General features: G+C 65.5%; 12 protein-coding genes and 1 pseudogene. 7 read left to right on the top strand and 6 right to left on the bottom strand.

The features are described from left to right. Nucleotides 1-6 precede the first annotated feature (6 nt). Complete coding sequence (locus LQ232_RS08780) at nucleotides 7-432, top strand: MAPEG family protein (RefSeq protein WP_230179943.1); 426 nt, start codon at nucleotides 7-9, stop codon at nucleotides 430-432. Nucleotide 433: 1 nt separating this feature from the next. Here LQ232_RS08780 and LQ232_RS08775 read toward each other — a convergent pair whose 3' ends face one another. After that, nucleotides 434-1,582, bottom strand: a complete 1,149-nt coding sequence (locus tag LQ232_RS08775) for a GGDEF domain-containing protein (RefSeq protein ID WP_230179942.1) — start codon at nucleotides 1,580-1,582, stop codon at nucleotides 434-436. Then, a complete protein-coding gene (locus LQ232_RS08770) occupies nucleotides 1,579-2,739 on the bottom strand; it encodes a GGDEF domain-containing protein (RefSeq protein ID WP_230179941.1) in 1,161 nt (386 codons plus the stop codon). The genes LQ232_RS08775 and LQ232_RS08770 overlap by 4 nt, the downstream gene beginning before the upstream one ends. Nucleotides 2,740-2,900: 161 nt before the next feature. Here LQ232_RS08770 and LQ232_RS08765 point away from each other — a divergent pair, with 161 nt between their 5' ends. Beyond that, nucleotides 2,901-3,266: a phage holin family protein gene (locus LQ232_RS08765; RefSeq protein WP_230179940.1), complete on the top strand. Its 366-nt coding sequence runs from the start codon at nucleotides 2,901-2,903 to the stop codon at nucleotides 3,264-3,266. Here the strand turns inward: LQ232_RS08765 and LQ232_RS08760 are convergent. The 3 genes from LQ232_RS08760 to thiL are packed head-to-tail and all read right to left on the bottom strand — an operon-like array spanning nucleotide 3,252 to nucleotide 5,344. After that, nucleotides 3,252-3,749 carry a CinA family protein gene (locus LQ232_RS08760; protein ID WP_230179939.1) on the bottom strand — a complete coding sequence of 166 codons (498 nt, stop codon included), beginning with the start codon at nucleotides 3,747-3,749 and terminating at the stop codon, nucleotides 3,252-3,254. The genes LQ232_RS08765 and LQ232_RS08760 overlap by 15 nt on opposite strands. Nucleotide 3,750: 1 nt before the next feature. Beyond that, nucleotides 3,751-4,338 (bottom strand): phosphatidylglycerophosphatase A, encoded by a 588-nt coding sequence (locus LQ232_RS08755; protein WP_230179938.1) that lies wholly within the window; start codon nucleotides 4,336-4,338, stop codon nucleotides 3,751-3,753. Nucleotide 4,339: 1 nt separating this feature from the next. Then, nucleotides 4,340-5,344, bottom strand: coding sequence for a thiamine-phosphate kinase (gene thiL / locus LQ232_RS08750; protein WP_230179937.1), 1,005 nt, complete (start codon nucleotides 5,342-5,344; stop codon nucleotides 4,340-4,342). Nucleotides 5,345-5,456: 112 nt separating this feature from the next. Here thiL and LQ232_RS08745 point away from each other — a divergent pair, with 112 nt between their 5' ends. From LQ232_RS08745 to LQ232_RS08725, 5 genes and pseudogenes are all read left to right on the top strand, one after another. Continuing rightward, nucleotides 5,457-6,602 carry a GGDEF domain-containing protein gene (locus LQ232_RS08745; protein ID WP_230179936.1) on the top strand — a complete coding sequence of 382 codons (1,146 nt, stop codon included), beginning with the start codon at nucleotides 5,457-5,459 and terminating at the stop codon, nucleotides 6,600-6,602. Then, nucleotides 6,599-7,744 carry a GGDEF domain-containing protein gene (locus LQ232_RS08740; protein WP_230179935.1) on the top strand — a complete coding sequence of 382 codons (1,146 nt, stop codon included), beginning with the start codon at nucleotides 6,599-6,601 and terminating at the stop codon, nucleotides 7,742-7,744. The genes LQ232_RS08745 and LQ232_RS08740 overlap by 4 nt, the downstream gene beginning before the upstream one ends. A 104-nt stretch (nucleotides 7,745-7,848) precedes the next feature. Further along, nucleotides 7,849-10,143, top strand: a complete 2,295-nt coding sequence (locus LQ232_RS08735; protein WP_230179934.1) for an NADP-dependent malic enzyme — start codon at nucleotides 7,849-7,851, stop codon at nucleotides 10,141-10,143. A 204-nt stretch (nucleotides 10,144-10,347) separates the two neighbouring features. Continuing rightward, nucleotides 10,348-10,749, top strand: a complete 402-nt coding sequence (locus tag LQ232_RS08730) for a ribonuclease domain-containing protein (protein ID WP_230180693.1) — start codon at nucleotides 10,348-10,350, stop codon at nucleotides 10,747-10,749. A gap of 105 nt (nucleotides 10,750-10,854) precedes the next feature. Then, nucleotides 10,855-11,241, top strand: a pseudogene (locus LQ232_RS08725) (barstar family protein); the annotation flags it as partial. A gap of 208 nt (nucleotides 11,242-11,449) precedes the next feature. Here the strand turns inward: LQ232_RS08725 and LQ232_RS08720 are convergent. After that, complete coding sequence (locus LQ232_RS08720; RefSeq protein ID WP_230179933.1) at nucleotides 11,450-12,415, bottom strand: complex I NDUFA9 subunit family protein; 966 nt, start codon at nucleotides 12,413-12,415, stop codon at nucleotides 11,450-11,452. Between the last annotated feature and the right edge of the window lie 7 nt (nucleotides 12,416-12,422).

Genomic DNA, 12,422 nt, shown 5'->3' with positions numbered 1-12,422 from the left:
GCGCCCATGAACTTCGAACCCATCCACATTTTTCAGCCCGTCACGGTGCTGGCGTTCTGGACCATGCTGGTGTTGCTGCAGATCCCGATCCGCCGTTTTCGCGCGGCCTTCAAGGGCGAGGTGGGGCCGGGCGATTTCCGTTTCGGCGAATCGGGCCGGGTGCCACCGCATGTCAGCATCCCCAACCGCAATTACATGAACCTGCTGGAGCTGCCGGTGCTGTTCTACGCTGGCTGTGTGGTGGCGTATGTCACCCAGCATGTCGACCACGTGCTCGTGCTGCTGGCCTGGGTCTACGTGGCCTTGCGCATGGCACACAGCGTGGTGCACCTGAGCTACAACCATGTCATCCACCGCCTGGTGGTGTTCGCCATCAGCAACGTGGTGCTGCTGGGATTCTGGGCTCGCCTGGCCTGGCCGCTGTGGCGCTGACTCAAGCCACCACCGTGGCCACGACCTGGTCGCGGCCAGCGTGCTTGGCGCGGTACAGGTTCTGGTCGGCGATGCGCAAGGCGCGCTCGCCCTGGCCCCCATGCACTTCGGCGATGCCAATGCTTTGGGTGACGTGGAACGAGGCGCCATCGGCCTGAAAAGCATGGCCGCGCAAGCTGCTGGCGATCTTGGAAGCCACCCGGCTGGCGCCATTCAGGTCGGTGTCGGGCAGCAGCAGCACGAACTCCTCGCCGCCCAGCCTGGCTGCCGTGTCGATCTGGTCTCGGGTGCTGGACCGCAGGATGTGGCCCAACTGCGCCAGCACCGCGTCGCCCGCCGGGTGGCCCCAGCTGTCGTTGACCTTCTTGAAGTGGTCCACATCGCAAACGACCAGGCAGAAAGGCCGGCCACTGCGGGCGTGGCGGTGCGATTCGATCTCCAGCTGGCTCATGAACTCGCGGCGGTTGGACAGGCCGGTCAGGGCGTCAGTGCGCACCAGGCTCTCCAGCTCCTTGCGCTGGCGGCGCAGGGTGTTGAAGGTGAAGAAGAGCATGGCCGTGAAGGGCAGCACGGCGGCCTGGAACATGATGCGCAGCCAAAGCGCCCACCACGCGCCGAGGTCTTCGCCATTGAACACCGGCGCGGTCAGCAAGGGGGCGTACACAAACTGTCCTGACTTGATCAAGAGCTCGCTGGCGGCCAGCATGGCCACCATCAGGACCAAGGTGGACCTGAGCCTGCGCAGGCTGAACAGTGCGCGGGCCACCACCAGCTCCTGGATAAGCACCATGCCCATGGGCGTGTCCTTCAATCCATGGCCGATGGCCAGCAACAAGAAGACGATGAAGGTGGGCATGACCGTCCATGGCGCAAGCCACTGGGCATCGCGGCCTTGGCGGCGCAACTGCCAGGTCAGCAACAGCACCATGGCCAGCCACAGGATCAAGGCGGTCAGGCCTTGCTGGGCCAGGCGCAGGGCGCCAGGGCGGTAAAAGGCCGCCGCTTCGGGGTGGGCCAGGGCATAGGCCTGCAATCCCCACAAGATGAAGCACATGGGCAAGGACATCACCGCGAACACCATGCAGCGGTTGGCCACCTTGCGGTCCAGCAGGCGCAGCTCAATGCTGCGCATCAGCACCTTCAGGTTCATGCGCCCACCTCGCTGGCGTCCGGGGCACTGTCCACGCTGTAGATGGAGCGGTTGCGCCCCTCCTGCTTGGCCCGGTAGAGGTTGCGGTCGGCCTGCTTGAGCACGACCTCGGCGCTTTGGCCGCGGCACTGCGCCACCCCAATGCTGACCGTGAGATGAAAGGTGTGGCCCGCGGCCTGGAACGCGTGCGCAGCCAGGCGACTGTGGATGCGCCAACTCACGGCCTCGGCCTCGTCCACCGTGGTGTCGGGCAGGAGCACGGCGAACTCCTCCCCCCCCACCCGAGCGGCCAGGTCGGTGGGGGTGCGCACGCTCTCGCCCAGCAAACGGGCCAACACGGTCAACACTTCGTCGCCCACCGCGTGGCCATGGCTGTCATTGACGCGCTTGAAGTGATCGGCATCGATCAGCATCAGGGACAAGGGCTGGGCGGTGCGGCCCTGGCGCGCCACCTCGGCGTGCAACCGATCCATGAAATAGCGCCGGTTGGGCAGGCCCGTCAGCACATCGGTGTACGACAGCTTGTTGAGTTTGCGGTGCTGTGCGTCCAGGCGGCCGAACATCACCAGCAGCATGGTGGCGATCACGGTCAGGCCGGCATAAAACACCACATTGCGCCACACGGCCCACCACCATTGCGGTTCCGGGCCCTGGAAGGCCAGGCGGGTGATGGCCGGTGCATAAGGCACGTGGCCGGCGATCACAAACAGGTCGTAGCCCACCAACAGACCGGTGCACACCAGGAATGAAAGCCACATGGTGCGCAGGTCGAACAGCAGCAGGCCGATGGCCAGCACGCCCAGCAGCGTCATGTTGGCCCCGGTGGTGAAGGTGCCAGAGAACAAGGCGATCAGGGTGTAGATCACGCCGATGTTGACGGTCACCGCCAGGCTGAGCCGAGGCATGGGGCGAGGATCGCGTCGCCGTGGCCACAGCCAGGCCACGAAACCGATCGACAAGCCGGTGCTGATCACCAGGGCGCCCTGCAATGTCCAGACGACTGGCTGCCTCAGGCCCATCCGCACTGCGGGGTCCAGGAGACCCGCCAGGTTGATGAACCAGTAGGCGATGTAAAAAGGCGTGGATGCCAACACCGCCAGCAGGCAACGGCTGGCCGGATTGGCTTCATCAAGAAAATGCTCGAACTTCTGGCGCATGTACCCGCACAACGTCAACGAACCACGGCGGCATGACCGTGTTGGCCGCGTCCTTGGTCCTTGGAGTATCGAGTAAATCCAGCAGGAGCAAAACCCGTGATCACCAGGGGACTGGGGGCCAGACGTGACTAAATGCGCTGCCCTGGGATAAGCTGCGCTGCATGAAATTGCTGATCCGTTGGTTATTACTGTCTTCCGCCCTGATGTTGCTGGCCCAGTGGGACCATGGCGTGCAGGTCAACAGCTTTGGCGCGGCCATGATCGCCGCCGCCGTGCTGGGCCTGCTGAACGCGTTTGTGCGGCCCTTGCTGATCTTGCTGACACTGCCCGTGACGGTGCTCACGCTGGGCCTGTTCCTGTTCGTGATCAACGCCTTCACCTTCCAGATGGCCTCGGGCTTGCTGGATGGCTTCCATGTGCGCAGCTTCTGGGACGCGCTGCTGGGGTCGGTGATCTACAGCCTGTGGGGCGTCGTCATCGACGTTGCGCTGGAATACGTCTTCGGCCGCCGCTCAACCGGGCGTTGACGGCGTGGCCAGCAGGCCTTGCAGGGCCTGCGCCACCGTGGCCCAGCGCACCGCCGCCCGGTCACCTGGGAACTGGCAGCGTTGTGCCCGCGTGTCACCGCCTTGCACGGCCCAGGCCAGCCACACTGTGCCGACCGGCTTGTCGGGCGAGCCGCCGGTGGGCCCCGCCACGCCAGTCACGGCCACCGCGATCTGCGCGCTGGAGCGGGCCAGGGCGCCTTCGGCCATGGCACGGGCCACGGCCTCGCTGACGGCACCATGGGCGTCGATCACGGCCGCGTCCACGCCCAGCAGCTCGGTTTTGGCCAGGTTGCTGTAAGTGACAAAACCGCGCTCGAACCAGGCGCTGGAGCCGGACACCTCGGTGCAGGTGGCCGCGATCAGCCCGCCAGTGCAGGATTCGGCAGTGGCCATCAGCCAGCCGCGCGCCTGCAATTGAGTGGCCAGGTCGGCCACCAGGTTCATGAGGTTTGCCGTGGCCATGTCAGGGGGCCAGCCAGTTGGGCCGGATGAGCATGACCCCCGCCAGGACCAGCAAGGTGCACAGGGCCGCGACAAAATCGTCGAACAGGATGCCAAAGCCTTGCGCCCAACCGATGCCCTGGCCGGGCTGGCGCTTGAACAGGCGATCAGCCCACGCCACCGGCCCCGGCTTGGCCGCGTCAAAGTAGCGGAACAAGGCGAAGGCCAGCAACTGACCAATGAAGCCGGTGGGGGTGAGCAACCACAGCACCAGCCAGAAGGCCAGGATTTCGTCCCACACGATGGCGCCGGGGTCGGCCACACGCAGGCTGCGTGCCGTGTGCGTGCAGGCCCACCACCCCACGGGCAAGCCCACGCCGATCAGGCAGGCCCACTTCACATCGGCCTGCGGGCCCACGCCCCACACGCTTTGCAGCGCCCAGAAACTCACCCACGCCCACAGGGTGCCCACGGTGCCGGGCGCCTTGGGGCTCAAACCACTGCCTGCGCCCAAGGCGATCAGATGCGCGGGGTGACTGAGCAGCAGGGCCACGTCAGGGCGGCGCGGTGGCAAGGCCGCCAGGGCATCGGCGTCTAAAGGGCTTGGCATGTCAGCTTTTGAAATGGTCAAACGAAGTCCAGCGGTTGAGCACGGGCTGAGGCTGGTCGTCGTCGGGCCAGACGTCCAGCTCGCCTTGCCACAGTTGCAAACCGGGCGCGGCGATGATGTTGCCGATGCGCGTCAAGGGCAAGCCCAGATGATCACCCAGCCCCAGGATGCGCGTGCGGTGCTCGGCGGGTGCGGTGAACACTAGTTCGTAGTCATCGCCGCCAGCCAAAAGGCAGTCGTGCTGTTGGTTCAGCGGCCGCTGAGCCAGCACGCGGTGCATGGGCAGCGCATCGAGCACCACCCGGGCGCCCACCTGGCTGCGGCGCAACACGTGGCCCAGGTCGCCCAGCAGGCCGTCAGACATGTCGATGGCGGCCGTGGCCAGGCCGCGCAGCGCCAAGCCCAGGGCCACGCGGGGCTCGGGGCACTCCATGGCGCGGCGCGCGGTGTCGAAATCCTCGCTCGACAAGGCGGGCTGCAAGGTGCCCCGGAAGGCCTCCAGCGCCAGACGCGCCAGGCCGGGCCAGCCGCTGACCCACAGGTCGTCGCCCGCGCGGGCGCCGCTGCGCAGCAGGGTTTGGCCGGCGGGCACCTCACCCATCACCGTGATGCCGATGGCCAGGGGGCCAGCGGTGGTGTCTCCGCCAATCAGCTCGCAGCCGTGGGCATCGGCCAAGGCGAGCAAGCCTTGGGCAAAGCCAGCGAGCCAGACTTCGTCCACCCGAGGCAAGGTCAAGGCCAAGGTGAAGGCCAAAGGCTGGGCCCCGCACGCGGCCAGGTCCGACAAATTGACCGCCAAGGCCTTGTGTCCAAGCCGCATCGGATCGACGGTGGACAGGAAATGCCGGCCTTCCACCAAGGTGTCGGTGGACACGGCCAGCTGCATCCCGGCACCCGGCGCGATGACGGCGCAATCGTCGCCATTGCCCACCACGGCGCGGCGCGGCCCCTGGCCGGCAGGGCGCCAGAAATACCGTTCAATGAGGTCGAATTCACCCAGGCTCATGGGGGGATTGTCGCGCGGACCGTGTGCGATTCACGCCTCGGGCACCACCAGGCGCGAAACTGCCTCAACTTGGCCTGCCGCGCGTCCGAAATCAATTGCAACGATCGTCCTCATGGCAGACCTGAACCCGTCCTTTTCGCAAACGCACCCCGCCGATGGCGAGCCAACCCTCGTGCGGGCGGTGCTCGGGCCTGCCGGCACCGTCCGTCAAGGTGTCAAGCGCCTGTTGTGGATGCTGCCCGCCTATGCCTTTGCCATGGCGTTGATGGCTTGCGCGGTGCTGCTCCAACGCGTGCAGGTGTGGCAGGGCTGGGTTTTGGCCGGCTACATGCTGTGCGGGCTGAGCTGCTTTTACGCGGTGTTGCGCACAGGCCTCGTGGCCCACCGGCCGGAACCAACCTTGGCCTTCCCCCAGGTGCTGTTCAGCCTGACCACGGTTTGCCTGTCTTACGCCATGATCGAATCCTCGCGGGGCATGGCGCTTGAGTGGATGTGCCTGATCCTGGTGTTCGACATGCGCCGCCTGACGGGCAGACAAGCCCAGCTGGCCACGTTTGGCGGCTTGGGCCTGCTGGTAGCGATGCTGCTGTTCACGTGGTGGCTGAACCCAGCCGCCACCAACCTGCAGGTCGCACTGGCCAGCATCGCCACGGCCAGCCTGACCATGCCCACCGTGCTCATCGTCACCAAGGTGGGCCGCCGCCTGCACCAGCGCCGGCTGGACCAGCGGGCCGCCTTGGCCACCGCCCTGGAACAACTCCATGCGCTGTCCATCCGTGACGGCCTGACCCAGTTGTTCAACCGCCGCCACATGCTGAACCTGCTCGACGACGAAGTCAGGCGCCAGCAACGCAGTCGACGGGCGTTCTGCGTGGCCATCCTCGACATCGACTTTTTCAAGCGGGTGAACGACCAGCACGGACACGCTGTGGGCGATGCGGTGCTGCGAGATTTCGCCACCCTGGCGCGGGGCGCTTTTTCAGGCAGCGACGCGGTCGCACGCTGGGGCGGTGAAGAGTTCCTGGTATTGATGCCTGAAGCCGACCAATGGCACGCCATGCAAAGGCTGGAGCGATTGCGCCAGGCCGTCCGTCAGCATGACTGGAGCGTGCACGCCCCAAATCTGGCCATCACCTTCTCGGCCGGCGTGCGCGAACACACACCCGATGACGCCTTGACCCAATCGCTCGAACACGCCGACCGTGCCCTCTACAAAGCCAAGGCACAGGGCCGCGACCGGGCCATCGCCTCGACATGACAAGCAACGCCGCCGCCCGCTCCTCGCCCGGGTCGCACCCCTTGGTCGACCTGATCCTGACCACCGATCCCCGGCGGCGCACCACCCTGGGCATGTGCCTGCTGGGCACCGGGGTCTACATCGGCTTCCTGGCGCTGATCTGGTTCTACATCGAACCCACCTTGCTGTCCGACCAGGAGCGGACTTGGACCTGGCTCTTCACCAGCCACGAACTCATCGCCATTTTCCTGTTCTATCCGCTGATCCGAAGTGGCTGGACCCTCCAATATGACGACCCTGGCCTGGTCGCGGCCCAAATGATCTGGGCCAGCGCCGCGGTCGTGCTGGGCTACGCGGTCGCCCCGGTCATGCGGGGCGGCAATTTGCAGCTGCTGTGCCTGATCCAGGTCTTCGGCTTCATCAGCCTGCACCCGCGCGCGGTCATGCTGACAGGCAGCGCCACGATTGCCATGCTGCTGGCCATGTGGGGCACCATGAGCCTCCTGCATGACCCCCACTTCAACCCGGTCAACGAGGCATTCCAGGTGTTTCCCACCTGCTTCATCCTGGGACTGCTGACCTGGCAATCCCGCAACTTCGGCTTGTCGCGCCAACGCATGGCCGCCGAAAAAACCCGCCTGATCACCGCCACCGAACGGGTCAAGCAGATCGCCCTGCACGACCCGCTGACCGGCCTGTTCAACCGCCAGCACCTGCAAACCCGCATCGACGCGGAGCGCGACCGGGTCGCCCGCAGCGGCAGCGGCTTTTGCATCGCGCTGATCGACCTGGACCATTTCAAGGCCATCAACGACGCCCACGGCCACCATGTGGGCGACGAAGTGCTGCTCGCCTTTGCGCAGCAAGCCCAGGCCATCTTGCGCGAGACCGACCTGATCGGCCGCTGGGGCGGCGAGGAGTTCGTGGTGGTGATGCCCGAGACCGACCCGGCACAGGCCGGCACGATTGGACTGAACCGTCTGAAAGAAGCGCTGGGTGACGCCGATTTGTCGGCGCGCGTGCCGGCATTGCGGGTCACGTTCTCGGCAGGCCTTGCGGCTTGGCAACCTGGCGAGTCGACCGAACAGCTCATGCAACGTGCCGACCAGGCCTTGTACCAAGCCAAGGCGCAAGGGCGCAATCGCGCGGTGATCGCGGGGTAAATGCCAACCCTGCGGCCAACCACATGGCCGGGGGCCCTTCAAGTTCCTACAATGCAGGGGTCAGGCGCGGCCAACATGGCCAGCGCCCTTGAAAGGCACCCCGCATGACCACCCCCGAAGCAAAACGCGCCGAGCTGAAAAAAGCCGCGCTTGAATACCACGAGTTCCCCACCCCCGGCAAAGTCGCCATCAGCGCCACCAAGCAGCTGACCAACCAGCGCGACCTGGCCCTGGCCTACTCGCCCGGCGTGGCCGCCGCCTGCGAGGAGATCGTCGACAACCCGGCCAATGCCTTCCGCTACACCAGCCGAGGCAACCTGGTCGCGGTCATCACCAACGGCACGGCCGTGCTGGGCCTGGGCAACATCGGCCCGCTGGCCGCCAAGCCGGTCATGGAAGGCAAGGCCGTCCTGTTCAAAAAGTTCGCCGACATCGACGTGTTCGACATCGAGATCAACGAGAACGACCCGGAAAAACTCGTCCAGATCATCGCCTCGCTCGAGCCCACCTTCGGTGGCATCAACCTCGAAGACATCAAGGCCCCTGATTGCTTCTACGTCGAGCGCCAGCTGCGCGAGCGCATGAAGATCCCGGTCTTCCACGACGACCAGCACGGCACCGCCATCGTGGTGGGCGCCGCCCTGCTCAACGGCCTGAAAGTGGTCGGCAAGGACATCAAGCAGGTCAAGTTGGTGGTCTCGGGCGCCGGTGCTGCCGCCCTGGCCTGCCTGGGCCTGCTGGTCAAGCTGGGCTTGCCGCGCGAAAACATCTGGGTGACCGACCTGGCCGGCGTGGTCTACGAAGGCCGCGTCGAGCTGATGGACCCCGACAAGGCTTTTTTCGCCCAGAAAACCAATCTGCGCACCCTCAGCCAGGTCATCGAGGGGGCCGACCTCTTCCTGGGCCTGAGCGCCGGCGGCGTGCTCAAGGCCGACATGGTCGCGCGCATGGCCCCCAAGCCCATCATCTTCGCGCTGGCCAATCCCAACCCCGAGATCCTGCCCGAGGACGTCAAGGCCGTGCGCGACGACGCCATCATGGCCACCGGCCGCAGTGACTACCCCAACCAGGTCAACAACGTCCTGTGCTTCCCGTACATCTTCCGGGGTGCGCTGGATTCGGGCGCGACCACCATCACCGATGAGATGGAAATCGCCGCCGTCCACGCGATCGCCGAGCTGGCCCAGGCCGAGCAAAGCGATGTGGTCGCGGCCGCCTACGCTGGCGCCAACCTCAGCTTCGGCCCCGAGTACCTGATCCCCAAGCCCTTTGACCCGCGCCTGATGATCAAGATCGCGCCGGCCGTGGCGCTGGCGGCGGCGGCCTCTGGCGTGGCCTCGCGCCCGGTCAAGGACTTCGTGGCGTATGGCGAAAAGCTGCAAAGCTTCGTCTACGCCTCGGGCCAGACCATGAAGCCCATCTTCAGCGTGGCCAAGCGCGCCAAGAACAAGCGCATCGCCTTTGCCGAGGGCGAAAACGAGCGCGTGCTGCGTGCCGCCCAGATCGTGGTCGACGAAGGCCTGGCCTGCCCCACCCTGATCGGCCGCCCAGCCGTGATCGAGCAGCGCATCGAGCGCTTCGGCCTGCGCCTGAAAGCTGGCACCGACTACCAGGTGGTCAGCGTGGAGCACGACCACCGCCACCGCGACTACTGGCAAACGTATCACCGCCTGACCGAGCGCAAGGGCGTGACCGAGCAGATGGCCAAGATCGAAATGCGCCGCCGCCTGACACTGATCGGCTCGATGCTGCTCTACAAGGGCGAGGTCGATGGTCTGATCTGCGGCACCTGGGGCAACACGCCCCTGCACCTGCACTACATCGACCAGGTCATCGGCAAGCGCGCCGGCGTCAAGACCTACGCGGCCATGACCGGCCTGCTGCTGCCCGGCCGTCAGGTCAATATCCTGGACACCCACGTCAACTACGACCCCACGGCCGAGCAATTGGCCGAAATCACCATCATGGCGGCCGAAGAGATGATGCGGATCGGCCAGCGGCCCAAGGCGGCGCTGCTGTCGCACTCCAACTTTGGCTCCAGCAACCATCCCTCGGCGCTGAAGATGCGCGAGGCGCTGGGCCTGATCCAGGAACGCGCGCCCTGGCTGGAAATCGACGGCGAGATGCATGGCGACGCCGCCCTGAACGCCACCTACCGTGCCGAGCTGATGCCCCGCAGCACCCTGGCGGGCGAGGCCAACCTGCTGGTCTGCCCCAACATCGACGCGGCCAACATCGCCTACAACCTGCTCAAGGAAGCGGCCGGCAACGGCATCGCCCTGGGGCCCGTTTTGCTGGGCGCAGCCAAGCCGGTGACCATCCTGACGCCATCGGCCACGGTGCGCCGCATCGTCAACATGACGGCCATGACCGTGGCGGAGGCCAACGCCATCCGCTGAAAGGGCAAACAGGCGCTTGTCAAAAAAACGTCATATAGCACAAACTGTCAACCCCTCACGCAAAGGCCCCTGTCCCCCGGTTTTCCAGGGCAGGGGCCTTGAGCTTTTGGCCCGTTTTCAGTAGCATCACGGCTTTTAGAGACCTGAGCTGGCGTGAAGAAGTTGTTGACCAAGTCATGGACTGGCCTTGCCACATCGTGGCTGATGTCGGCCAGCCTCTTGACCAGTGCGGCACTGCTGGATGCCAGTGTTTCATCAGCCTGGGCTCGGCCAACGCCCACGGCATCGGCGCCCAGCCTCGTTGACGGTTCGTCAACGATCGGCTTGTCGCAGTTGCCGCGCCAGGCCCAGGACGTTCATCGGCGCATTCTGGCGGGTGGACCTTTCAAATACGCCAAGGACGGCATCGTCTTCGGCAACAGGGAGCGTGCCTTGCCTCGAAAACCGCGTGGGTTCTACCACGAGTACACGGTGCCCACACCAGGATCGCGTACCCGAGGAGCCCGTCGCATTGTTTGCGGAGGTGAAGTAGTGCAAATCCCTGAAACTTGTTTTTACACCGAGGATCACTACAGCAGCTTCAAACCCATTGATCCCCGGCACTGAGCCTCACCGCTCAAGCTGCTTCGCTCTTTTGTCCTTTTCTTCGACCCTCAAATCTGGCCCACGAGGGCAGTGAGCATCTCAATGCACTCTCGGCCCCAAGCGATCATGTTGTTGCAATCCGTTCGACCCAACATCGTTCAATCCATCCGCGCCTTTCGCCCGGAAGACTTGCAACAGGCGGCCCAGGATTCCGGGCAGCACTTCCTGTACACCAACCTGAGCGAAGCCCAGTCCAAGCAAGACGTGCTGGACATCATCGCCAAAGACTTCCTGTTCCCCGATCACTTCGGCAAGAACATGGATGCGCTGTACGACTGCATGACCGACCTGGTCCACAAGTCGGGTCCGCAGCCAGGCTTCGTGGTGGTGCTGGAACTCATCCCCGACGGCGTCAAGTTCGACCGCGAAACCCGCGAGTTGCTGCTCGACTCCTTCCGCGATGCCGCCGACTTCTGGTCCGAGCGCAAGATCGCCTTCCGCGTGTTCTATTCCATCGCCGTCTCGGGCAAAGAGTCCGCCGGCAACTGGGACCGCGCTGAAGTCGCCCAGAACGACTCGCCCGCCGCGGCCGTCGTTGTCAAGCCGACCAAGGTCTCCAAGAACGCGCCCCAGCCCATGACCATGAACCTGCCGCCCATGAGCAGCGCGTTCGACACGGCCATGCTGCTGGTCGCCTGACAGCCCCTGATTGGTCTGCGCCTCAACGGCCGGCGCGTGAGCGCCAGTCGTTGAGCAGTTCACCCCCCGCGTGCTGGTCACGCAGGTAGCTGGGGGCGATGCTGGTCACAGGCGTGGGCGTCACGCCCAGAGCCTGCAGCCCAGGCCACCGCCCGGTGGCCACATTGGGCACCTGCATCGAATCCAGGTTGTCCTGGGACATCAAAGGCTCGCCAGGCATGACGGCCATGACCATGGCCTGCAAGCGCCCCGCCCACAGCGGGATCGGCACAATGGGCCGCTCGTGGCCGCTGAACCAACCCGCCATCGCCACCAGCTCTTTCAGGGTGTAGACCTGCGGGCCTGCGCACTCATAGGTTTGCCCCACGGTGCGCGGATCTTCCAGACACCGCACCAAGGCCTTCGCCACATCACCCACCCACACTGGCTGGAACCGGGCATCGCCGCCGGCCAGCGGCATGAGCGGGAAAACCGCCTGCAAGCGGGCGAACAGGTTCAGGAAACGGTCGTGCTCGCCAAAGATCACGCTGGGGCGCAGCACCGTCAAATCCAGGCCGGCCGAACGCAGCGCCAACTCGCCCGCCGCCTTGGTGCGCAGATAGTTGGACGGCGCCAAGGCCGGGTCGTCGGGCACGCCCAAAGCGCTGACGTGCACCACCCGCCGCACACCCGCCCGCACACAGGCGGCCGCCAGCCGCTGGGGCAGCCCCACATGCGCGTGCTCGAACTCGGCCTTGCTGCCATGCAGGATCGCGATGAGGTTGACCACGCCATCGCAACCCGGCAGGAGCCGCATCAAGGCTTTCTCGTCATGCAAGGAGGCCTCGACCACGTCGACGGTGGGCAGGGGAAGCAGGTGCTGTGCGTGAGCACGCCGCCGGGTCGGCACGATGAGGCGTGCGCCACCCCCGCCGTGGGCATCCACCATTTGTTCACACAAGGCCCGGCCGACAAAGCCGGAGCCGCCCAACACCAACCATCGTTTCATCTGTGGC

It is taken from the genome of Aquabacterium sp. CECT 9606, assembly GCF_918741295.1.
Lineage (GTDB): Bacteria > Pseudomonadota > Gammaproteobacteria > Burkholderiales > Burkholderiaceae_C > Aquabacterium.
Note: the sequence above shows the minus strand (reverse complement) of the source record. Positions and strands in the feature narration are given on the sequence as shown.

What these genes read in the sequence shown, in the direction of transcription:
- LQ232_RS08780 (WP_230179943.1), top strand. Translation starts at nt 7, where the DNA reads ATGAACTTCGAACCCATCCACATTTTTCAGCCCGTCACGGTGCTGGCG.
- LQ232_RS08775 (WP_230179942.1), bottom strand. Translation starts at nt 1,582, where the DNA reads ATGAACCTGAAGGTGCTGATGCGCAGCATTGAGCTGCGCCTGCTGGAC.
- LQ232_RS08770 (WP_230179941.1), bottom strand. Translation starts at nt 2,739, where the DNA reads ATGCGCCAGAAGTTCGAGCATTTTCTTGATGAAGCCAATCCGGCCAGC.
- LQ232_RS08765 (WP_230179940.1), top strand. Translation starts at nt 2,901, where the DNA reads ATGAAATTGCTGATCCGTTGGTTATTACTGTCTTCCGCCCTGATGTTG.
- LQ232_RS08760 (WP_230179939.1), bottom strand. Translation starts at nt 3,749, where the DNA reads ATGGCCACGGCAAACCTCATGAACCTGGTGGCCGACCTGGCCACTCAA.
- LQ232_RS08755 (WP_230179938.1), bottom strand. Translation starts at nt 4,338, where the DNA reads ATGCCAAGCCCTTTAGACGCCGATGCCCTGGCGGCCTTGCCACCGCGC.
- thiL (WP_230179937.1), bottom strand. Translation starts at nt 5,344, where the DNA reads ATGAGCCTGGGTGAATTCGACCTCATTGAACGGTATTTCTGGCGCCCT.
- LQ232_RS08745 (WP_230179936.1), top strand. Translation starts at nt 5,457, where the DNA reads ATGGCAGACCTGAACCCGTCCTTTTCGCAAACGCACCCCGCCGATGGC.
- LQ232_RS08740 (WP_230179935.1), top strand. Translation starts at nt 6,599, where the DNA reads ATGACAAGCAACGCCGCCGCCCGCTCCTCGCCCGGGTCGCACCCCTTG.
- LQ232_RS08735 (WP_230179934.1), top strand. Translation starts at nt 7,849, where the DNA reads ATGACCACCCCCGAAGCAAAACGCGCCGAGCTGAAAAAAGCCGCGCTT.
- LQ232_RS08730 (WP_230180693.1), top strand. Translation starts at nt 10,348, where the DNA reads ATGTCGGCCAGCCTCTTGACCAGTGCGGCACTGCTGGATGCCAGTGTT.
- LQ232_RS08720 (WP_230179933.1), bottom strand. Translation starts at nt 12,415, where the DNA reads ATGAAACGATGGTTGGTGTTGGGCGGCTCCGGCTTTGTCGGCCGGGCC.